At 42.6% G+C, this 22961-nt stretch carries 14 protein-coding genes and 1 tRNA gene; 8 read left to right on the forward strand and 7 right to left on the reverse strand.

Translation table 11 applies throughout. From position 1 onward, the window contains the following. Nucleotides 1–106: 106 nt before the first annotated feature. The 4 genes from EO92_RS12215 to EO92_RS12230 form a co-directional block, all read right to left on the reverse strand. Nucleotides 107–829: an RAD55 family ATPase gene (locus EO92_RS12215; RefSeq protein WP_048133626.1), complete on the reverse strand. Its 723-nt coding sequence runs from the start codon at nucleotides 827–829 to the stop codon at nucleotides 107–109. Nucleotides 830–1239: 410 nt separating this feature from the next. Continuing rightward, nucleotides 1240–1917, reverse strand: a complete 678-nt coding sequence (locus tag EO92_RS12220; RefSeq protein WP_048163563.1) for a TrkA family potassium uptake protein — start codon at nucleotides 1915–1917, stop codon at nucleotides 1240–1242. A 62-nt stretch (nucleotides 1918–1979) separates the two neighbouring features. Beyond that, entirely contained in the window at nucleotides 1980–2969 is a 990-nt protein-coding gene (locus EO92_RS12225; protein ID WP_235283324.1) for a TrkA family potassium uptake protein, read from the reverse strand. Nucleotides 2970–3868: 899 nt separating this feature from the next. After that, the gene (locus EO92_RS12230; protein WP_048171935.1) at nucleotides 3869–5689 is read right to left on the reverse strand and encodes a site-2 protease family protein; all 1821 of its coding nucleotides are present in this window, start codon (nucleotides 5687–5689) and stop codon (nucleotides 3869–3871) included. Nucleotides 5690–6205: 516 nt separating this feature from the next. On the opposite strand from EO92_RS12230, the gene cutA reads away from it, so the two are divergent. The 7 genes from cutA to EO92_RS12265 all read left to right on the forward strand — a co-directional run bounded on the left by cutA (nucleotide 6206) and on the right by EO92_RS12265 (nucleotide 17273). Continuing rightward, nucleotides 6206–6511: a divalent-cation tolerance protein CutA gene (gene cutA / locus EO92_RS12235; protein ID WP_048171937.1), complete on the forward strand. Its 306-nt coding sequence runs from the start codon at nucleotides 6206–6208 to the stop codon at nucleotides 6509–6511. Nucleotides 6512–6685: 174 nt separating this feature from the next. Next, nucleotides 6686–6771, forward strand: a tRNA-Leu gene (locus EO92_RS12240). 631 nt (nucleotides 6772–7402) lie between these two features. Next, nucleotides 7403–10156, forward strand: coding sequence for a DEAD/DEAH box helicase family protein (locus tag EO92_RS12245; protein WP_048171939.1), 2754 nt, complete (start codon nucleotides 7403–7405; stop codon nucleotides 10154–10156). A 302-nt stretch (nucleotides 10157–10458) separates the two neighbouring features. After that, nucleotides 10459–10830, forward strand: coding sequence for a PRC-barrel domain-containing protein (locus EO92_RS12250; protein ID WP_048171941.1), 372 nt, complete (start codon nucleotides 10459–10461; stop codon nucleotides 10828–10830). 2030 nt (nucleotides 10831–12860) lie between these two features. After that, a complete protein-coding gene (locus tag EO92_RS12255; RefSeq protein WP_052734352.1) occupies nucleotides 12861–14360 on the forward strand; it encodes a restriction endonuclease subunit S in 1500 nt (499 codons plus the stop codon). Beyond that, a complete protein-coding gene (locus tag EO92_RS12260) occupies nucleotides 14357–15778 on the forward strand; it encodes an RNA-binding domain-containing protein (RefSeq protein ID WP_048171942.1) in 1422 nt (473 codons plus the stop codon). The genes EO92_RS12255 and EO92_RS12260 overlap by 4 nt, the downstream gene beginning before the upstream one ends. After that, on the forward strand, nucleotides 15771–17273 hold the full coding sequence (locus EO92_RS12265) for a class I SAM-dependent DNA methyltransferase (RefSeq protein WP_048171944.1): 1503 nt from the start codon (nucleotides 15771–15773) through the stop codon (nucleotides 17271–17273). The genes EO92_RS12260 and EO92_RS12265 overlap by 8 nt, the downstream gene beginning before the upstream one ends. A gap of 100 nt (nucleotides 17274–17373) precedes the next feature. On the opposite strand, the gene tnpB is transcribed toward EO92_RS12265, so the two are convergent. The 3 genes from tnpB to EO92_RS12280 all read right to left on the reverse strand — a co-directional run bounded on the left by tnpB (nucleotide 17374) and on the right by EO92_RS12280 (nucleotide 21172). Then, nucleotides 17374–18489, reverse strand: a complete 1116-nt coding sequence (gene tnpB, locus EO92_RS12270) for an IS200/IS605 family element RNA-guided endonuclease TnpB (RefSeq protein WP_048171946.1) — start codon at nucleotides 18487–18489, stop codon at nucleotides 17374–17376. A gap of 254 nt (nucleotides 18490–18743) precedes the next feature. Further along, complete coding sequence (locus tag EO92_RS12275; RefSeq protein ID WP_048171948.1) at nucleotides 18744–19757, reverse strand: hypothetical protein; 1014 nt, start codon at nucleotides 19755–19757, stop codon at nucleotides 18744–18746. 383 nt (nucleotides 19758–20140) lie between these two features. Further along, entirely contained in the window at nucleotides 20141–21172 is a 1032-nt protein-coding gene (locus tag EO92_RS12280; RefSeq protein ID WP_048171949.1) for a class I SAM-dependent methyltransferase family protein, read from the reverse strand. 181 nt (nucleotides 21173–21353) lie between these two features. Here EO92_RS12280 and EO92_RS12285 point away from each other — a divergent pair, with 181 nt between their 5' ends. Continuing rightward, the gene (locus EO92_RS12285) at nucleotides 21354–22961 is read left to right on the forward strand and encodes a lamin tail domain-containing protein (RefSeq protein WP_369793151.1); all 1608 of its coding nucleotides are present in this window, start codon (nucleotides 21354–21356) and stop codon (nucleotides 22959–22961) included.

Consider the following 22961-nt stretch of genomic DNA (forward strand, 5'->3'; position numbering starts at 1 on the left):
TCCGATTTCCTGAGATCCCGAGGCACAATTCGGGTAGCTGATCATTTGAGGGATGGTAGCTGATCATTTGAGGGATGGTAGCTGATCATTTGGGGATGGTAGCTGATCATTTGAGAGAGGGTTTCATGCCTGAGATTACTCTAATTCCCTGCGGAGTAACATCAAACAGGGAATACTTGACCGGAACTGGAGTATTTCTCATTTTTTCAATGTAGAGATACTGCTTCGTTTTTCCAGAACTGAAATTTTCCTGTGTTATGAGTCTCATCAACCCGAAAACCATGTAACCTGTAAGCTTGTGAGTCAGCTCGTAAGAGTCCTCATCCATTACAAAGAGGCCTGTACATCCATTTTTCAGGAGAATAATGCAGATCGAACTGAACTCATCTGCAAACTCCCTTATCTCGTGATGTATAGCCATTACTCCAATGTTGTCAATGACCACAACATCAACTTCCGAAGACATGGAGCTCAGATATTCGATTATATCCGCATCCACGGCACAGAGCCCTTTTCCGAATTTTGAAACGCTTTTGAGCTTGTTAATCTTGTCTTCGAATATATTCCTGATACTGAGCTGGCCGTTCTCAAGGAAAGGCTCCAGATTAAGATTGAGGCCACGGGCCTGAGTAAGTATATCTTCAGTAAGTTCTCTGGTAAGAATAAGTATGCATTTTTTGCCTTCCTGGCAACTCCTGTGAAGGAAATGAATTCCGAGGATGGTTTTTCCCGAACCCGGAGGGCCCGTGACCAGAATACTCTTTCCTTTAGGATACCCTCCCTCCATCAGCAAATCCAGCCCTTCTACTCCGGTAGACAAACTCTCCATACTATCACATACTCTCCATATTATAACATATATAAGCGTGGTAAGTTTCTTTTAAATGCGAATAATTACTCATTAATTATAAGAAGTTAATCTTTTACTTACTATAAAAAGTAAGTTTCTATTTTATTATATTCTGTTTCAACCAATATATTTGTTCCTGAAAAAAAGTAGAAAGTTATCCGAAAAGCAGGTATCTGTAAAGATTGCAGGAACAGGTAGTTACAGAAACAAATAGAGTTACAGAAACATGGAATTAGAGGAACATGGAATTAGAGGAACATGGAATTAGAGGAACATGGAATTAGAGGAACATGGAATTAGAGGAACATGGAATTAGAAGAACAAGTTCAAATTACCGGAACGGATAGAAAAGGAACTGAAAGTACAGGAACAGATAAAAAAGAGACTTTTTAGTCAAGATATTTCTCCTTAAACTCCGAGATCTGCTTGCTGCTTCCCACAAATGCAACTATGTCTCCTGCCCGGAGTACCGTCTGTTTATTAATAGTAATAGTAACAAGGCCTCCACGCTCAATGCCTATTACAGTGCACCCGATCTTTTTTTCGAGGTCCAGGTCTTCTATTGATTTTCTGTCAAAAAAAGAGCCTTTCTCAATATGGTACTTTTCAATTTCTATGCCTTCGTAAAGCATTATATCTTCATCGATCCTGCAGACTTTTCCAATACAATTTGCGCTCATTTTGGCCAGCATCTGTCCTGCAACTATGGAAAGAGACCCAACATAGTCCGCTCCTGCCTTATAGATCTTATCGATTGATTTTACGGAGTTCGCTCTTGCCACAATTGTAGCTTCGGGGTTGAGTCCCCTGGAAATAAGGGTTGCGAAAATAACATTGGTATCATCATTCAGGGCTACAAACACAAAAGATGCAGTTTTTACTCCAGCTGCAATCAGGACCTCCTCATCCGCCCCGTTGCCCACAAGATGTTCAAACTCCACATTCTCAAAAACTTTTTCATTGGAGTCCACAACTACAAAACGGAACAGTCCTCCGGAGAGTTCACTCACAATGCTCTTTCCAACGTCTCCGTATCCGAGTACCACCAGATGCCCTTTTGACTCCATTATTAATCCCTCATCTATTGAATTTATGATGCCTATAAAAACTGTATACTTCAGGCTGGCAATCAATGAGTAAGTTTCTTCAGTTTTGAGAGCTCCTCAGGAGTTCCCACAGCCAGCAGGACAGAATTGCCCCGGATGATATCATCTTCTTTAAGGTTAAAAGAGAGGGCTCCGCTTTTCCAGATTCCAACGATTCTTGCATCAGTCAACCGCTGGCTGGAAACTTCTTTAAGGGTCTTGCCTATAAGAGGGCTCTTGAGGTAGATCGGGAATTCCGTAACGTGCACTCCTTTGAAAATTTCAGTCGTCCCTGTCACCCTGCTTACAAGCCTGTCCATTGCTTTTTTTCCGATAAACTGCCCGAATATCGATTTCGGAGAAACAACCGTGTCTGCACCTGCGTATTTCAGGTATTTTGAATTGGACCTATCCTCAACGATGGCAATAATATTGAGGTGCTGGAACTCCCGAGCGGTTAGCACGATGTTTGCATTTCTTTCATCGGACTTGTTGGCAATAAGGATCCTGGCTTTTTCAATACCTGCATTCGTAAGTGCCTGCCTGTCACTTGGAGTCCCGAAAATGCAGGGGATATCCCTGTAAACAAGTTCTTTGATTATTTCTTCCTCATCCTCAATTATTATAAACGTTATCTCCTGCTCTTCCAATTCATCAATAAGGGTTTCTACCAGCTGGTTGTACCCACAGATGATGATATGCTCTTTCATGCTGGAAGGGACTTTCCTGGGCATCCTGAACTTGATCACCCTGTCCATCCAGGGAGCAATAACATAAGTTGCAAGAAAACCTGAAATCAGAATAATTCCCATGACCTGTACGACTATGGAAAAGATTCTTCCCGAAAGCGAGGCGAAGACCACATCGCCGTATCCTACCGTTGCAATGGTAGTTGTAGCCCAGTAGATAGCTGTGATAGCGTTTGCATTTTCGGGCTGGTTCTCAAGAATCATAAGATATTTGAACAGCAGAATATAGATGGAAAGCAGGAGCAAAGCTGCAAGTTTGTATGCCAGATTAGGCCGTTTGCGCATGATTTTTCGAAACTTTGATCTGTGGCTCGTCTTTTTTCTACCCGAAGAAAACATTTTTAGCGCCCTGCCTTAGTTCTTCTGCTGAACTAGGTCAAAATACCTTATAATCTTTATTAATATCTCTATGTGTTCATAGAATTTAGCTTGAAGGTTCTTTGAGAACTTATTCTCGCCCGAATTGCGTCTCGCCCGAGTTTCGCTTCGGCACCCGAGTTTCGCTTCGGGATCACAGGAAATCAGAGATTTCCTGGGAGTTGCACTGTAAGTGCAACAGCACGAGGTCCTTTTCGCTGCGCTCAAGAGGACTAATTTATGGGTTTTAGCGGTTATTTTTGGTCAAGAGGACTAAAGAAGATTAAATAACAAATTTTAACCCATAAAACATCATTATATGTATTAAGTCGTTCTTTTCACGCTCGAAGCAAGAGAGCAGTCTTTCAAAGAAAAAAATGAGACGTTGACCCAAAAGTAAAAACAGTGTCCGAAAAAAGACTCATTATTTACTTTTTTTGAAAGTTTTCCCTCCAAACTGGAGGAGATGCTTATGTTTACCTGTAAATTAAAGAGCGGCTTCCTGTGTCAAGGAAAGTATTCTTTCAGCCAGGGGGTATTTCTCAATGTATTTTTTCTCTAATTGCGGTGTCGTTTTGTCGGGAGTTTTTTTATCTGGTTGATGGGTGGCAAAATTCCTTGCTGCGCAGGGAGAGAAAAACAAAAGATCCAGTCTGAGTCTGGATATTCTGAATAATAGCAACTGATTAATCAGGGACCACCAGAATTATCAGGGGCCACCAGAATTAAAAAAGCCAAAAAACGGGAAGAGATTTTAACTTCCCGGCTTTCCAGCAGATTTCCGAATTGACGGAATTAATTTCGATGCTGTTCTCTGTTTTAGCTGTTCAGATCCACTGGCCTATGAAAGGCCCGAATATCATGAAGAGGAATGATAACAGGATCAACATCGAAAGACTTGCTGTGATCGAATTTGAGACCCTTTCCGAGACTGCTTCGTTCCGTGTAAACCGGTATATGAGCGAGTAGCTATAGTCTCTGAATACATGCCCACCATCAAGAGGCACTGCAGGCAGGCAGTTGAACAGGCCTACGTAAAAGTTCAGCCAGCCAATCCAGAGCAGGGAATTTGCAATCCAGAAAATTCCGATTCCCAGGGGCTCTGCCCAGCCAACCGGATGGTAGAACTGAGCGATTGTGCCTGAAAAGCCGCGGAATCCCTCACCTGCAAATCCGTATATCGGAAGCCCGAAAAGGATAATCCAGCCTACCGGTTCGTCCAGAAGGGAAGGGATCTGCTTTAGCGCTTCGAGATAGAATTTTGCCTGGGGCATCCAGATGGAAATTCCGAACATCGGGCACTCCAGGTTTCCTTCATTCCCGTACATCACTCCAAGGAAGCCACTTTCACCACCCGAGGGGTGAGGAGCCAGCTGGACATCAAAGATAGCTGTGCCATTTTCGGTAAGGGCACCCGTATAATTTGCAGAGGGCAACGTCTCTACCTCTATAGTCTGGTTTGCCCTTGTCCCTTCCATAAAGTCAATGAAACTTGCAATGCTTCGCATTCTTGTATCGTTAATCCGGAGCATTGTCATTCCGGTCTCGATTCCCGCAGCCTCCGCAGGACTTCCTTCTACAATCCCTCCTATAGGCACTCCACTGAAACATTTCTCCGGAGAAGAAGGAACTTTTAACTCATAGACTGAAACGACACTGTCTTTTGAGGCATGGATGCGCAAAGAGTCTCCGGGTTCAACTGTCTCGAGATAGGAGAGAAGGTCCATGCCTGTGGTTATGTTTGTGTCATTAACCTGCGTGATTACCATGTCATTTTGAAGCCCTGCAAGCTGAGCTGGAGAATTTTCGTTTACGCCTACGATCATTGCATCACTGAGAGGAGCAATTGCCCCCAGCACAGGCCCGAAAAAGAGCAGTAGAGCGACAAAAGCAACGCAGAAATTAGCCATAACTCCGGCAGCAAGGATACGGGCTCTCTGGTTTCTTGTGGCAATTACTGCTGGTGCAGGATTTGTTTCTTTGTGCCTGGAAACATCTATTTCCCCGTTTTGTTCCTCTTTTAGCTTTTGTTCTTCTTTTTCTCTCTGCTCCCACTCTTTGATTTCCTCAATCGTCGCCGTTAGCGGCAGCTCTTTTTTTATTTCCTCTTTCTTGCCAAAGAGCTGTTCATCATCAGGTTCTGCAAAACCCCCTATCGGGACAAGGGCAAACAGGATTCCCATGGATTTGACTCTGATCCCTTCAACCCTGCACAGAATTGCATGGGAAAACTCGTGCACTACAAGAGTAACTACGAGGGCAATCACTCCCCAGGTAAAGGGAATAAACTCATTTACACCCGGAATCAGCAGGATATTCCTGGGTGCATTGTACTTTCCCGGCTCCGGAACTGTATTGTTCAGAAACGAGGTATAAAGCGCAAGGTCCGAAATAGCAATGACCAGGAACATGGCAATCATGCCTGCAAACATCATAAGGATTCCAATGTTTGCGAAAATCCTCCAGTAACGTCTCGGGCGGGCAAGAATATCCAGTAGTTTAAGACCCTTTGTTGTCCTGATCATGAGGATCGGAAGAGGCCCGAAAGTGCTTATATTATACTTCTCCAGAATACCCTTTCTATCAAGAAAGGAAATAAGGAACCAGTACATTAAAAAAATACCAAGTGCAATGCTTGTGCCACTCAAGGAAATTCTCCAAAATAATTAAGCTGAACCATTTATAAGCTTTGAATTGTGAATGTTAATCGTTTAATATTGACGATTAACTGTTGATAGATTATAACTGTATATAGAACATGCCTTCAATAAAGAAGTTAGCGCCAGCAACCTTTGAATGCAGTTTCTAAATCCCGGGCTATCATTTTAAGCAATAGTCAGGGGAAATGCATACATTCAATTAATTAATGCTGTTAAACCCGGTTGTATATCTTATTATAAAAATGTTTTAGTTCGTCTTTACATAGCATGAGATCCAATTTCTTAATAACACCTTTTTTGAAAATGCCCGTCTCGAAAAATGCACAAAATAATACATCCTAATTATATAAGAACCTATATGGAATTACAGCTTTCAATTTGCCGGAAAGGTAATTTTAAAGGTAATTTTTATGGTCAAAGACAATAGATAATAATTGCACGAATAATGTTCAGTATATCCAGCATATTTGTGGTTATAATAACTTTGTATGAGGTGCCTGTTACATGCTTGGGATCGTATACATCACTGTCGGAGATATGAAGAATGCATCAGAAATCGCAAAAGAGCTGGTTTCAAGAAGGCTTGCAGCCTGCGTAAACATGTTTCCTGTATCTTCAATCTACAGATGGAACGAAAATATAGAGACGCAGAACGAGATCGCAATGCTTGTTAAAACTGACTCTTCACGCCTTGATGAAATAATCACAGTCGTGAAAATCCTTCATACGTACGACCTGCCTGCCATCGAATTCTGGGGAATTGAAGGAGAACAGGAGTACCTCAACTGGGTCCATGTAAACAGTTCGTGAGTGAAACCTGAAGGTCTCAAAACTTGAAGCCTGAAGCCGGAAAGTCTGAAACCGGAAATGAAATGAAAATATCTGCAAAACATCCCCCAGACTCAAAAATTAGCAGGATTAGTCTATTTACAGGATTAGCTTTATATGTTAGTTGTAACTTTACCTATTTGGATTCCGAAAAGCGCGGGAGTAACCAAGCGGTCAACGGTGGCAGACTCAAGATCTGTTCGTGCAGACGTTCAGGGGTTCGAATCCCTTCTCCCGCACCAAACTCATTATGATTTTCTCATTTTCTATTAAGTTCTATTAAGTTCTATTTTGCTTATTTTCTATTAAGTTCTATTAAGTTCTATTTTGCTTATTTTCTATTAAGTTCTATTTTGCTTAATTTCTCTAATCCTATCTCATTGGTCATCGGTTAAGGAATTTTCTTGCCCTAAAGCTATCGATTTTGAACCAGGAGCCGGGCTTGAATTTTGGCCTATTTACATGAAATAGATATCCTGTTCCAGCCCATAAATTTATACAATTTTGGAGAACTGTTGTGGAAACAGATGCAATATATCATGATTCTTCACTTAACCGAAGACGCATGAATCCTATTTACATTTCATCTGAGTTGCGGCAAGAAGCCAGGCCAAAGGTAATGGGTTTGGGCCTATTTTCACAGGATTCCTTGCATTCGAATCATACCTCTTACATCCGCTTTTTTGGTTCTTCACTGTTTCTAGTGGATAATTTACACAATTTCCAAAATATAGAAGGAACATACATAAATTTAGAAACATTTATCGGTATAAATCACATTCAAAGAAGGAGCCAGCCTCGGCATTCCAATCCAGGAAAAGAAGGATAAAAATGAATTTCAATGGGTAAAAAACATTCAACGGGTAAAGACATATGAATAATAACCAGACCCCGGAGCAGCAAGCCAGAGATGCCATCGATAGAAAATTATATGATTCTGGCTGGGTAGTGCAGGAAAAGAGCAGGATCGACTGGAGTGCCTCCAGAGGCATTGCAGTTAAAGAATATCTTACCGATGTGGGGCCGGCTGATTATGTACTCTTTGTTGACAAAAGGCCCGTTGGAATCATTGAGGCGAAAAGGGACGAAGAAGGCCACCGGTTAACCGTTGTTGAGGAACAATCAGCCGAGTATGCTGCAAGCAGGCTAAAGTACCTGAACAATGACCCGCTTCCTTTTGTGTACGAGAGCACCGGGGCACTTACACGCTTCACAGACTTCCGTGACCCGAAACCAAGGTCAAAACCTGTTTTTTCTTTTCTGCGGCCTGAGACTTTTGAGGAATGGCTCAGAAAGAAGCCTTTGAGGGAAAGGTTACTTGAGATACCTGAATTGCCAACCGAAAAGTTACGGGACTGCCAGATAACAGCGATTTCAAATCTTGAAAAATCCTTTAAGGACAACCGCCCGAGGGCTCTGGTCCAGATGGCAACCGGTTCCGGAAAGACCTATACTGCCATAACCTTCATCTACCGATTACTAAAATTTGCGGATGCCAGAAAAGTGCTGTTCCTTGTTGATACCAGGAATCTGGGCGAACAGGCAGAGCAGGAATTCATGGCTTATGTGCCCAATGATGATAACCGTAAATTTACCGAGCTGTACAATGTGCAGCGCTTACGTTCCAGTTATATCTCCTCGGACAGCCAGGTGTGCATTTCCACAATTCAGCGGCTTTACTCTATTCTGAAGGGCGAGGAGCTGGACGAAAAAATAGAGGAAGAGAACCCTGCCGAGAGGGGCTGGCAGCCAAAGGAACCGCTTCCTGTGGTGTATAATGAGAAGATTCCCATTGAAGAGTTTGATTTTGTAGTCATAGACGAGTGCCACCGCTCCATTTACAACCTGTGGCAGCAGGTGCTGGATTATTTCGATGCTTTTTTGATAGGCCTGACAGCAACACCTGATAAACGCACTTTTGGGTTTTTCAATGAGAACGTGGTGAGCGAGTACAGTCATGAAGAAGCTGTGGCAGACGGCGTGAATGTCGGTTATGATGTGTACACCATTGAGACCGAAATCAGCAAAAACGGAGCAAAGATAGCTGCAAAGGAGTATGTGGACAGGAGAGAGAAACTTACCCGCAAAAAACGCTGGGAACAGCTGGACGAAGATTTCACCTATACTTCCAAAAAGCTGGACAGGGACGTGGTCAACCCCAGCCAGATTCGAAATGTGATCCGGACATTTAAAGAGAAGCTGCCTGAGATCTTCCCGGGCAGAGAGGAAGTTCCAAAAACCCTGATCTTTGCCAAGAACGACAGCCATGCCGATGATATTATCAATATAGTGCGGGAAGAGTTTGCAGAAGGCAACGCTTTTTGCAAGAAAATCACGTACAAAGCTGAAGAAGACCCAAAATCAATATTGTCAGATTTTCGCAACGGTCCCCGCCTCAGAATCGCGGTTACAGTAGACATGATTGCTACGGGCACGGATGTCAAGCCGCTGGAATGCCTGCTCTTTATGAGGGATGTAAAGAGCCGTAATTATTTTGAGCAAATGAAAGGCCGGGGTACACGCACCCTGGGCTACGATGACCTTGTAAGGGTAACAGGATCGGCTGTTTCTGCCAAGACCCATTTTGTAATTGTGGACGCAGTTGGCGTTACAAAAACAATGAAAACTGACAGCCGGCCTCTGGAACGCAAGAAAAGCACATCTCTAAAAGACCTGCTGGCAGCAGTAACCTTTGGCGCTCAGGACGAAGACCTTTACGTTTCCCTGGCTTCCCGCCTGGCAAGGCTGAACAGGCAGATAAGCGATGACGAAAGAGCTACTTTTGCTGAGAAGGCTAACGGAAAAACTATCAATCAGGCTGTTAAGGACCTGCTCAGTGCATATAACCCTGATATCATTGATTCCGGAGCTTCCGAGATTAAACAACGCCAGCCGGAAATTCAGGAAGCCGATGCAAAGAAAAAGGCACAGGAAAATCTGATTGATGTTGCCAGGTCCACTTTTTCCGGCGAACTGAACGAATACATCGAAAATGTCCGCAGAGTCCATGAGCAGATAATCGATACCTTGAACATCGATACCCTTAACAGAGCCGAATGGGACAAAGACGCTGTTATACGGGCGGATGAGCTGGTTAACGACTTTAAGGCATATATGGAAGCTAACAAAGACGAAATCACAGCCCTGAGAATTTTCTACAACCAGCCCTACCAGCGCAGGGAAGTCACCTTTACGATGATAAAAGAAGTGCTGGACAAACTGAAACTGGAAAAGCCCTATTTTGCTCCTTTCAGGATATGGCAGGCTTATGAGCAGCTGGAAAAGGTAAACGGAAATTCCCCGAAGAATGAACTCACAGCCCTGGTTTCCCTGATCCGCAGGATAACCGAAATCGACCCTGTGCTGACCTCCTATGACCAGACCGTAAACCGGAACTTCCAGGACTGGGTATTCAAAAAACAGGCGGGAACCCTGAAATTCAATGATGACCAGATGAACTGGCTCCGCATGATAAAGGATTACGTTGCCACGAGCTTCCATCTGGAAATAGACGATCTTGCCTACTATCCCTTTGACGTTCATGGCGGAAGCGGCAGGATGTACCAGCTTTTCGGGGACGAGATGAATATGGTTATTAGTGAATTGAATGAGGCGCTGGCGGCATGAGTTCGGAGAAAAGTTCGGAGAAAGGTTCGGAGAAAACTGTGGGGAAACTGTGGGGAAAAGTTGGGAGAAAAGTGGGGTGAAAACTAGCATCCTGAGGAAGTTCATAGACGTTCTTTTGCTCACCGTTTTCAGTTACTGGTGGACACGACCTCAAGTACGTAAGGAATGTATATTATTAATGAATTGTTATTATTAATGGGGCGGTTTATGATGGGCAGGCGGAGAGCATGGAACGCTTCTCTGTACTTTTGAAAGGGATAAATAAAGACAATAAGTGAATAATATATTGGGAGTTGAGGTGTATGGGAGTAGCTGAAGAAACGCAAGTTCCAAGGCACATGACTTTTGTGCCGGCAAACGAAATAAAAGGATCTAAGATCCTCACCATTAAAGATGAAGAACTCGGAAAGATTAAAGAAGTCATGATTGACACTGAACGGGGAAGAATCGCATACGTAGTATTTGCTTGTGATTGTTTTCTTGGTATGAAGTGTAAATTCTTTGCCATTCCCTGGGGAGCTCTTCAAGCAAGTCGAGGAGATTATATCCTTAAAGTTGAGAAGGAAGCATTCAAAACGGCAGAAGGCCTGGATAAAGATGTGTGGACTTTAAATCATAATGATCTGGCTAAAGTTTATGAACAGTATAATCTTCAGCCTTACTGGGAAATTTAAAAGCTCATTTTCGGGTAATGGTATGAAAATTGTTGTTTCCGATCCGATTTTCTTACCGAAGAATACAGGAAAGACTTGAGGTTCCCGGAAACCTTACTATTTTTGAGAATATGCCCTTTTCCATTGAATAATTTATTTCAGTTGAATAAGACGCCGTTTAAAGAATGGAAAAAATAGTGAAGCATTTAATGTAAAGCCTGATCTACAGAGTACATTACTGATGATTTACAGGCAGCCCTGGCAAAAAAACGAACTGCACATATTACCCAGAGTTATACGACCGCCAGTAATTTATACGATAACTTACATATTATATATTGTTCACAAGGAACTAAGCTGTAAAATGAAGCAAATTCAGGACAGAGTAAAATCTGACCCGCAATGAACTTCATTGACGTACAAGCTTAAAATGAAGCAAATTCAGGACGGCTTGAAAACCGATCCCGAAATCTACTTCATTGACGCGTAAGCTTAAAATGAGGCAAATTCAGGACAGTCTGAAAACTGATCCCGTAATATACTTCATTGGCGCGTAGCTATAAGGTGGAGCAAATTCAGGACGGCTTGAAAACCGATCCCGTAATATACTTCATTTATGGCGTAAACTGCGAGATGAAGCAAATTCAGGACAGTCTGAAAACTGATCCCGTAATAAACTTCATTGATGCATAAGCTTAAACTGCGAGATGGAGCAAATTCAGGACAGAGTAAAATCTGATCCCGTAATAAACTTCATTGACGCGTAAGCTGTAAAATGAGGCAAATTCAGGACAGATTAAAACCTGATCCAGAAATCTACTTCATTTTTGCGTGTCAAACCTTGTGAACCCCTTACTAAGTCTTTTAATCAAAGTTAAAACGTATTTACCTCATTTCTCTTCCTTTACTACTTTTCTTAGCTTTTCGTTTTAGATGTTTAACAAGCAACATCATGATACTGTTTTGAAACAAAGTGAACAGAATGGTGGTTCCTGCTTAATCGATTGGTATTATTCAGAATATCCTGAGATGAAATCATTTGTTTCTCTCTTCTGCGCCTTGCAAGGCTGAAGCCGTCTCATCTGCCCGCAAAAACAAATAACAGGTGAATTCCTGCTGGTATTAAGAGAAAAATAGATTATAGTGAAATTCCTTCCTGGTCCGAAGAATACTTTCCCTTTACCCCGAAAATCGCTTTTTAATTCACAGGTAAATATCGGACGCCTCCGCCAGCTTGTCTGGCGGCCCTGCAAAAAAAGTAGAAAAAAGAAGAAAGATAAAATGAGAACGAAAAAACAGGAGGTTAAAATCTCCAGTAAAAATCAATAAAAAAAGACGTGGAAAGAGCGTTTTTCAGGTGTATTTTTATCCGGTTCTGACCGTATCCCCCTATTTTTTACTTCAATTTTACTTTATGGCTTTTCTTGCGGATCTTTTTTCTTCTTTTTTGTCTGAAAGCCGCTCTCCTGCGTCGAGCATGACAAAAAAGACACGGTAAGGCGAATAAGGTTTTATGGGTCCGAGAAATCGTAATTCAGTCCTCTTGAGCGCAGTTCACTGCTAAAACCCATAAATAAGTCCTCTTGAGCGCAACGAAAAGGGCAGCGTACTGCAGAGCCGCAACTCTGCCGAAAAGGACCGCATACTGTTGCGATTACATCGCAACTCCCAGGAAATCTCTGATTTCCTGTGATCCCGAGGCGCAATTCGGGTTTTTCAAAAATATCAACCATGTAACGGTGGACGACCAACAGAATACTGGTCACTGATATACTGATTATTTTATCGGGTGCCATTATTTTCATCAACGCATCCACTAAAAATAATAAAGATTATCAGAATAAATATTAACATTCGCAATCCCAATCATCCCCGGTTTGGTTTAAATTTTGATTACATCCCTGAAATACACAAGTAGACAATTATTTAATCAACTGACATCTTAAAAGTACTCCAAAATTGATAATGAAAGGTTCGGAGAAAGGTTTGGAGAATACTCCGGCTCATGAAAGATATTATTAACAAATTAAAAGAGGCTTTGACTGATTAAGATGAAAACGATTAAATCTCTAACTGAAGTCGAAATAGCCGAATTTCCCAAGCTGCCAGAGGAATGGAAATGGGCAAGACTGGGTGAAATTCACATTTTAAAATCAGATAAACACAAGGGATCAGGAGAGTCTTTATTCTACGTTGGTCTAGAACACATAAAAAAAGACCAAGGAACTTTGACAGAAGATGTTAAGGTTGATGTGATTAATACTGTAAAAAATAGTTTTAAAATAGGTGATCTTCTTTACGGAAAACTTAGACCTTATTTAAATAAAGTGTATTTAGCTAATGAAGATGGAGTATGCTCTACAGATATTCTTGTTTTTGAATCAACTCCTTCCTTAAACCTTAATTATTCAAAATACTTTTTTTTGTCATATAAGTTTGTTAATGATATGACCCACAACTCAAGCGGTGTAAATTTACCAAGGGTCTCAACAAAATATTTGCAAGAATATCCATTCCCCTTAGCCCCACCCCCCGAACAACGCGCTATAGTCTCCAAAATCGAGCTACTCTTCAGCGAACTGGACAATGGCATTGCCAACCTCAAACTGGCACAGGAACAGCTCAAAGTTTATCGGCAGGCGGTGCTGAAGAAAGCATTTGAGGGGGAGCTTACCAAAAAATGGCGGGAGCAGCAGACAGATTTGCCGGATGCGGGGGATTTATTAGAGCAGATTCGCAGGGAGAGGGAAGAAGCAGCAAAGGCTTTCAATAAGAATAAAAAAATCACTAGCCTCCTCAGCAATACAGAATTAGCGAATCTGTCCATTCTGCCAACTGGATGGAAATGGGCAAAGATAGATGAGATTTTGCAGCCCAATCGAGAATGTGCTTATGGGGTTTTACAACCGGGTGATGATTTACCTGAAGGAATTCTTTTGGTGAGAGTTGGAGATATATTTAACGGAAAAGTTGATACAAGTGGAATGAAAAGAATTTCTCCTGAGATTGCAAATAAGTATCAAAGAACCTTCTTAGAAGGAGGAGAACTATTAATATCTCTAGTTGGTGCGATTGGGAGAACAGCAATTGCACCAATTCAAATAAAGGGTGCAAATGTTGCAAGAGCTGTAGGTGTAGTCCCAATATCAAAAATCTTAAACCCTTATTATATCGAGTATTTCTTTCGTCGAGCAGAAAAAGTGCATGAATTGACATCCCAGTCTCATGAGGTTGCAAGAAAAACTCTTAATCTTGAGGATGTAAAGAAGGCGACTGTTACTATTTGCTCCTTTCCTGAACAACAAGCCATCGTTCAGGAAATCGAAACTCGCCTTTCAGTCTGCGATAAGATAGAGCTGGATATCGAAGAAAATCTGGAAAAAGCCGAAGCACTGCGGCAGAGTATTTTGAAAAAAGCGTTTGAGGGGAAGTTGCTTAATGAAAGGGAGCTGGCAGAGGTTCGAGGGGCAGAGGATTGGGAACCGGCTGAGGTTTTGCTGGAGAGGGTGAGGGTGGAAAAGGCAGACAGCGGCAAGAAGGGTAGATCATGATATCTGAGCAATTAAAGAGCATCATCCGAGATGGTGAAGGGCTGACTGTGGAATTTAAAGAGTGCAGAACTCAGATAAACCGTGATGTGTACGAAACTGTCTGTGCTTTTCTAAATCGCAATGGAGGACATATTGTTCTTGGAGTTGATGACAATGGGAATATCACAGGAATTGATGCGGATGCTCTGCCGCAGATCAAAAAGGACCTTGTTACTGCGCTGAATAACCCGCAGATTATCAATCCTCCTTTGTACATATTGCCGGAGACTGTAAACATTGAAGGAAAAATCCTTCTCTATCTCAATATTCCTGAAAGTTCACAGGTTCACCGCTGTAAAGGAAAGATATTTGACAGGAATGAAGATGGGGATCTGGATGTTACCAATCATCCTGATGCTGTGGCTCATCTCTATATTCGCAAGCAGAGCTCATTTTCAGAGAACCGCATTTATCCCTATGTCAGACTGGAAGACCTCAGAACCGATCTTATCCAGAGAGTGCGGAAAATGGTTCGTGCCGAGAATCCCAATCATCCATGGGCAACAATGAATGATGAGGAACTTTTAAGCAGTGCTCGTTTGTATCAACATGATTACCAGACCGGCAAAGAAGGTTATACTCTTGCTGCAATTCTTTTGCTGGGGAAAGACGAAGTTATCCAGAGCGTACTGCCCCATTTCAAGACTGATGCCATTCTTCGCAGAGTTAATCTTGACCGTTATGACGACAGGGACGACATCCGCACCAACCTGATCGAAAGTTATGACAGACTCATGGCTTTTGTTGCAAAACATCTACCTGACCCTTTTTATCTGGAAAAGGATCAGAGAATCAGCCTGAGAGACCATATTTTCAGAGAAGTTGTTACAAATATGCTCATCCACAGGGAATACATAAACGGTTTTCCTGCAAAATTCATAATTGGAACTGATCAGGTTGTTGCAGAGAACGCAAACCGCCCACATGGGCATGGTAGAATAAATCCTTCCAATTTCACACCATACCCTAAAAATCCGGTAATTGCTCGCTTTTTCAAAGAAATCGGAAGGGCGGATGAGTTAGGTTCAGGTGTCAGGAATCTCTACAATTACACAAGGATTTATTCCGGTGGAGCTGATCCACAGCTTCTTGAAGGGGACATTTTTAAGATCATTGTTCCTGTTACCCCGCAAGCTACCCCCCAAGCTACCCCCCAAGCTGAAAACGATAAGATCAGCGCATTATTAGAGTATTGTATTGAACCAAGAAGTCGAGAAGAAATTCAAGAGTTTATGGGATTAAAAGATAGGAAGCATTTCAGATTAGAAATCTTAAATCCACTTATTCAAGAAGGAAAACTCTTCCTCACCATTCCTAATAAACCGAATAGCCCTAACCAAAAATATTACTCTCATCTCAAGGATCCAAACCATGTCTGAAAACACCTCATCCATCGTTTCCAAAGTCTGGAGCTTCTGCAACGTCCTCAGGGACGGGGGCGTGAGCTATGGCGATTATCTGGAACAGTTGACCTATCTCATATTCCTGAAAATGGCTGAAGAGTACAGGAAGCCGCCGTACAACAGGGATATTGGCATCCCGGAGGAATATACCTGGGATAATTTGAAACAGCAGCGTGGAGCAGAACTCGATATTCACTACAAGAAGCTGTTAGAAGAGCTGGGGAAAAAGCCGGGGATGCTCGGGCAGATCTTCCTCAAAGCCCAGAACAAGGTCAGCGACCCTGCCATGCTCTACAAGGTCATTGATATGATCGACAAGGAAAGCTGGGTCATGATGGGCGTGGATACCAAGGGAGAGATCTACGAAGGGCTCCTGCAGAAGAATGCAGAAGATACAAAAAGCGGAGCCGGCCAGTACTTCACCCCCAGGCCGCTCATCTGGGCGATGGTTCAGTGCCTCCAGCCCGGACCCATGAAGACAATCGGCGATCCCTGCTGCGGCACAGGCGGGTTCTTTTTAGCAGCTTACGACTTCCTTACCTCGCACCACCGGCTGGACCGGGAACAGAGCCGCTTCCTGAAAAACAAAACCTTTGGAGGGAACGAAATCGTCGCAGGGACCCGCAGGCTTGCCCTGATGAACATGTTCCTGCACAACATAGGGGAAATCGACGGGGAGCCCATGATCTCCAATTCCGATGCTCTCATAGCCGATCCTGGTTACCGTTACGATTACATCCTCACCAACCCGCCCTTTGGAAAAAAGAGCAGCATGACCTTCACCAACGAAGAAGGGGAGCAGGAAAAAGAAGACCTCACTTACAACCGGCAGGACTTCTGGACCACCACAAGCAACAAGCAGCTAAACTTTGTGCAGCACATCCATACCATCCTCAAAACCGGCGGGCAGGCTGCAGTGGTATTGCCCGACAATGTCCTGTTTGAAGGCGGAGCAGGAGAGATCATCCGTAAAAAACTTCTTGAAACCACCGACCTGCACACAATCCTGCGCCTGCCGACAGGCATCTTCTATGCAAATGGCGTAAAGGCAAACGTGCTTTTCTTTGAAGCTAAATCCGCAGCGAAAGAGCCCTGGACAAAAGAAGTGTGGATCTACGATTACCGCACAAATGTGCACCACACATTAAAGAAAAATCCACTGAAGTTTTCAGATCTGGAAGATTTCATCAAATGCTACAACCCGGAAAACCGCTTCAGCCGCAAAGAGACCTGGAGTGAAGAAGCTCCCGAAGGCAGGTTCCGCAAATTCAGCTATGATGAAATTGTAGCAAGGGATAAAACGAACCTGGATATATTCTGGCTCAAAGACAAAAGCCTCGCGGACCTGGACAATCTTCCGGACCCCGATATTCTTGCAAATGAGATTATAGAGAATATGGAGGCTTCGCTGGCAAGTTTCAAGGAAATTATGCTCACAATTAATGGAAACGGTGAAAGTGAAGAGAAGTGAACTACCCCTCCCTGCCTGATGGCGAGGAAGGGGCTTCTTGCTTCATCCCTCGAACTACTGTTCGCAAGTCCACAAGCCCATCCCCTACGTTCCGCAGGTGTCAGATAATTATAAGATTTTGATCTTGAAGAGAGAATTTTTTGATATTGATAGCGGCATTGATGTCTCGATCATGTTTTGTCTTACAATCGGGGCATATCCATTCTCTATCTTTCAAGGTCAGATTACCATTATGATAACCACAAACATGACATATTTTAGAGGAAGGTTCAAATCTTCCGATCCTTAGTATAGTCTTTCCTAACCATTCAGCTTTATACTCAAGTTTGGTTACGAAACTACTCCATCCGGCATCAGAAATTGATTGAGCCAGACAATGATTTTTTATCATACCTTTAACATTCAGAGTTTCCAACGCTATTGCTTGGTTCTCGCTAATCAGTCTAAAAGAGAGTTGGTGTTGGAAATTGTTTCTCTGATTGCTAATAGTTTCATGGATTTTTGAAAGATGGTGCCTTGCTTTGTTGCGGTTATTAGAACCTTTAACCTTCTTACTCACTCTTTTCTGCAAACATTTCATTCTTTTTAGAGAGTTATTCAGGTATTTTGGATTCTCAACTTTTACCCCATTGGAAAGGATTGCAAAATCTTTGATACCTACATCAATTCCTATGGTACTTGATTCTGATATCCTCTGTTTAGCAGGAAGTTCATCTCCGTCATCCACAAGAATAGATATGAAGTATTTCCCTGTACTCGATCTTGAAATGGTTGCGGTTTTCATAGCACCTTCAAACTTTCTATGAAGTACTGCTTCGACTTCCCCAATCTTAGGAAGTTTGATGATATTTCTTTCAAAATCTACAGTATAATGTTGTGGCATTTGATAAGATTGCACTGGATTTTTTTTAGATTTGAAGTTAGGAAATCCAGATTTTTCTCTAAAAAATTTCGTAAATGCTGATTCTACATTTACTAAAGAGGCAAGTAGAGCCTGTGAATTAGCTTCTTTCAACCATTCGTTAGAAGGTTTTACTTCGTGAACTAAAATGTGCTGTAAATCAAACCTTGATATTGATTTGTTATTTTGCTGATAAGTTTTAATTTTCTGCTCTAAAGCCCAATTATAGACAAATCTACATGCACCAAAATTTACTTTTATGAACTTTTCTTGGTCTTTATCTGGGTAGATTCGATATTTGTAGGCTTTTAACATGCTATAGATCATACGTTTTAAAGATATATACAAGTTTTGTTAAACTTACTATAATAAAGTTGACGGCTTTCATCCCCCACCTGTCGCTTCGCTCCGAGGAAGGGGACTTCCCGCCTTAGAGTTAAAAAAGAAATTCCACATATGTCTAAAGATGACAGAATATTCTTGAGATTTTTTTATCATCGCCAAATCCAAAAATTCAGGTTTTTCAATAAAATGTTGTGGTGGATATCCACCACTTATATATCCACCACTTACTTTACTGTAAGATTTTCAGGTCCGGCTGCAAGGTCGCATAAGTAGATATCATTGCCAGCCATACTATCAACATAGTTCTTGTCCATTCCCCACACAAGAGTGTTATTGTATACTTCCGGTGTCGTATAAACTTCTTCAGGATACTCATATACCAGTGTGCTTTGTCCCGTAGATATGTTATATACATATACTCCAGGCTTGCCTTCATAATCATCAACACATTTATTGTATACAATTTTATCATTTTGTATGGCAATGTGTGTCCCTGTACTGGCGCCGTATTCATTTCCATCTGGATCGGTGTCAAGTTGATGTGTGACGTCCAGGGTTTTCTTTGTTGAGGTATTATACATCGCAATATATCCCTGATGATTATATACATCAGACCAGATGACGTTAGTACCCCATATATGCGGTATGTTCGGATCTCCATATGAATTGACAGTTATTCTTTCCGTCGTATTGATGTCATACATCCTGATAGTTATATCCACTTCCGGATCTTCTGAATATGAGTAATACACCACTTTTGTGTCATATATGTCGGGATTACTGCCGTTTCCTATTTTTGTCTGTGTGGATGTAGATATGTCCCTCAGATATACACTATCATTTTCACTCCAGACGATTCTGTTGCCGTAAATAGCAGGTTTGCTATATTGGTCTACGTTCTTCGTGATGTAACTTTTTGTGGCTGTTGGTATATCGTACACAGCAAGCCTTGGTGTTCCACTGCTTTCATCATGCCACACTAACTTATTGTCGTAAATATCCGGACTGGAGGCCCCAGAAGAACTAAACGTAGTGTCTGTTCCGTTGGTCAGGTCGTATAGATGAATAACAACCCCATTTGTCCATACTACCCTGTTACCATAAACAGCAGGATCGTATCCGGTGCCAATTTTCATAACTTGAGCCGCTGAAGCTGCGGCTGAGATTAAAATCAAAAAAACAAAAACCAGGAATGCTGAAGCTAAAGCTATGGAACATAGCTTCCCCTTATTTATCATTTATTTCCCCCAGGTAGCTTTATTTTTCAAAGTTAATGTACAGTTTATAGTTCGGATATTTTTCAGGTTCTGTAATAATATCTGAATCATCTATTACTAAAATCACATTAATCCGAACCTGGACTATTTGCCCAACCAATTATGTGATAAATTAGTAGAGACTAAGTAATTATATAATTTTGCGAATAAAAGATTTTCTAACCTTTGTTACATATCTATTTTTGTTATGAACTAAAATTACAGACTTCAATTCGACATCATAAATTGCTTTAAGACCTGAGGTATTTTCACAAACAAGCCCGTTGATTTAAGTTCAAAATGATTCTGTGTTGCCCGGGTTATTTCGTAACATACCCTAAATCAAAACCGGACAAAACAGAGGTTCATTCAAAGATCCGCACGTCCACGACCACATGCAGGACACCCGGAGAATATTTTTTTATCCTCCGGATTGCCAGGACCTCAACTTTTTTCCCCAGGCATCCGGCAGCTTTTTTGATCCGTTCTTCAGGCCTGGTTCTGGCGAGGTTTTCAGGTACCGTTTCATGATAATGCAGGATCCCTCCGCTTTTTTTCAAAGCTTTAATAGCCGGTTCCAGATAGTGGTGTGTTGTTCCCACATAACCCATAATCACCCTGTCCGCCTCCCCTTCAGGGGCAGCCTGTGAACAATCTCCCGGAACAGGGGTAATAATGTCTTCCACATGGTTCAGCCTGACATTTTCCTTCAGATAGGCAAAGGACTCCGGGTTTATTTCTATCGAGACGATTTTTTCCGGCCGCGCATGGACAGCCATGGGAATTGAAAAGTACCCTATCCCTGCAAACATGTCCACCACGACTTCCCCGCTTCCGAGTTTGCTCATCCGTTTTCTCTCATCCAGGTTGCCTTTGGAGTACATCACTTTTGTTACATCCTGCTTGAAGAGGCATCCGTGTTCTTTGTGGATAGTTTCGGTGGAGGTTCCGAGGAGAAGTTCCCTTTTTGGCTGGCGGAACTGCCCTTCGATTCCGAAATCTCTGACAACGCTCCTGCACTTCGGGTACATGGAGAGCAGAGCCCTGGCTATCAGGAGCTTTTTTTCATCGAGGCTTTCAGGGATACTGACTATTACTATATCCCCCAGGATATGCCAGCCTGCCGGAACACTTGCAAGTTCGGTTTCGGAAAGGGAGTCTTTAAGGTATTCTTTCAGGGACCCGGTTTTTTCCAGAAATTCAGGATTTTCCTGTTCAATTACCGGAAAATCTCCTATTTTTTCTCCTGCAGCCTCAGTGACAGGGATTTCAAGGAAAGTGCCTTCTTCGGTCTGGAGCTTTCGGATTTTTCGGGTATCGTCAAAGAGATCCGCAGTTATAACTTCCAGCCGGGCTTCTTCACCTTTTTCGAGCGGAACACGGATAGTTCTGTACATTGGAATTGAAGGATATCCGGCATGTGATTAATGTTTTTTGTTCGTGAATCTAATTCTGCAGATAATAATTTTCTGGTGATTTATATAATTATGATGCCATAGATATTGGGATGAATTCCAGAATATTTTTTTCAGCATCTTAATATAAATGGCATTTATATTATTGGGTTAAAAATGTGGTGTGATTAAATTGACGAAATCAGGAAAAACATCCGGAAGCAGCTTATTGCGCTGGATTGTTGGTATAATATTTGTTTTAATAGTTATCGCTGGAATAAACGCGGGAATGAAAGACGTTCCGCTTGCTGAACAGCCCCAACAGTCCACACAGCAGGCAGGAGAAACAGACCTTGAGGCGCAGGTTCGAGCTGAAGGAAACGCATCAGGTCAGGACACTGGGCTTGCAGAAAATAACCTTGAGGACACTGGGCTTGCAGAAAATAACCTTGAGGACACTGGGCTTGCAGAAAATAACCTTGAGGATACTGGGCTTGCAGACAATAATCTTGCAGACAATAATCCTGCTAACGGTGGAAACCCGACAGATGAAAACTTAACAGTTCATTTTCTTGACGTCGGCCAGGGAGATTCAATTCTCCTGGAATATAATGGAAAAGCTATGCTGGTAGACGCAGGGGAACGAAACCAGGGGTCGGGGGTTTCGGCATACCTTCACGAGCATGATATCTCCGGCATTGATTATGTTGTTGCAACCCATCCTCACGCGGACCATATAGGCGGCATGGATGAGGTACTGAGCAGCTTCCAGGTTGAACATTTCATTGACAGCGGCTTTCCGCATACCTCAAAAACCTATGAGAATATGCTAACCACTATTGATAAGAAAAATATTCCTTTTGAGGTCGCTGAAAAAGGAAAAGAAATAGAATTTGACCCTGCTGTTGATGTGGAAGTTCTGAACCCCGGACCTGAATACTCCGATGAGCTGAACGAAAACTCCGTGGTCCTTAAAGTAAGCTACGGGGAAGTTTCATTCCTGCTTATGGGCGATGCAGGGCTTGAAACTGAAGAAAACCTCATGAACACCGGGTATGACCTGGATTCTGATATTCTCAAAGTCGGGCACCATGCCAGCCGGTCAGGCAGCGGAGGAGCCTTTATTTCAGTTGTAAGCCCCGAAATAAGCGTGATCGAAGTTGGAGCAGGCAATGACTATGGGCATCCCCATCCTGAAATTCTTGAAAGGTTACAGAAGGTTTCCAGGGTTTACAGAACCGATCTTGACGGCTCAATTACAGTGACAACAGATGGCTCTGCCTATACAGTAACTGCTCAGAAAACCGGCTCCGGAGAAGGAGTGGTCAAAACAGAGCCTGCTGAAAGTGGAGCTGAAAGTTCTTCGGCTTCGATGACGACTAAAGAAAATGAACCGAAAGACTCTGAAGCCGAAGAAACCGAAGCCGGAGAAGCCGAAACCGAAGCCAAAGAAGTTGAAGTCGAAGCGAGTGTAACCTCCGGCTCTGCAGAATCAACTGTCTATGTTAGCGATCTGAGCCTAAAAGATGAATGGGTAAAGATTACAAACAGAGGGTCCTCTCCTGTTTCATTGACAGGCTGGAAAATCGAGGATGACGGCAGTAAGCATGCCTATACGTTTCCTTCCTGTACACTGGATTCCCAGACTACTGCAACTCTATATACAGGAGAGGGCGCAGATACAGCTACCGAACTATACTGGGGGTCAGGCAGCCCTATCTGGAACAACGATGGTGATACGGCATACCTCTTTGATGACAGCGGAAATCTGGTCGCTTCGCTGGAGGGGTGA

Source organism: Methanosarcina sp. 2.H.A.1B.4 (assembly GCF_000979385.1).
GTDB lineage: Archaea > Halobacteriota > Methanosarcinia > Methanosarcinales > Methanosarcinaceae > Methanosarcina.

Coding starts and splice junctions, on each gene's coding strand:
- tnpB (WP_048171946.1), bottom strand. CDS start 18,489: ATGTTAAAAGCCTACAAATATCGAATCTACCCAGATAAAGACCAAGAA.
- EO92_RS12255 (WP_052734352.1), top strand. CDS start 12,861: ATGAAAACGATTAAATCTCTAACTGAAGTCGAAATAGCCGAATTTCCC.
- EO92_RS12215 (WP_048133626.1), bottom strand. CDS start 829: ATGGAGAGTTTGTCTACCGGAGTAGAAGGGCTGGATTTGCTGATGGAG.
- cutA (WP_048171937.1), top strand. CDS start 6,206: ATGCTTGGGATCGTATACATCACTGTCGGAGATATGAAGAATGCATCA.
- EO92_RS12250 (WP_048171941.1), top strand. CDS start 10,459: ATGGGAGTAGCTGAAGAAACGCAAGTTCCAAGGCACATGACTTTTGTG.
- EO92_RS12225 (WP_235283324.1), bottom strand. CDS start 2,969: ATGCGCAAACGGCCTAATCTGGCATACAAACTTGCAGCTTTGCTCCTG.
- EO92_RS12265 (WP_048171944.1), top strand. CDS start 15,771: ATGTCTGAAAACACCTCATCCATCGTTTCCAAAGTCTGGAGCTTCTGC.
- EO92_RS12260 (WP_048171942.1), top strand. CDS start 14,357: ATGATATCTGAGCAATTAAAGAGCATCATCCGAGATGGTGAAGGGCTG.
- EO92_RS12275 (WP_048171948.1), bottom strand. CDS start 19,757: ATGATAAATAAGGGGAAGCTATGTTCCATAGCTTTAGCTTCAGCATTC.
- EO92_RS12220 (WP_048163563.1), bottom strand. CDS start 1,917: ATGGAGTCAAAAGGGCATCTGGTGGTACTCGGATACGGAGACGTTGGA.
- EO92_RS12280 (WP_048171949.1), bottom strand. CDS start 21,172: ATGTACAGAACTATCCGTGTTCCGCTCGAAAAAGGTGAAGAAGCCCGG.
- EO92_RS12245 (WP_048171939.1), top strand. CDS start 7,403: ATGAATAATAACCAGACCCCGGAGCAGCAAGCCAGAGATGCCATCGAT.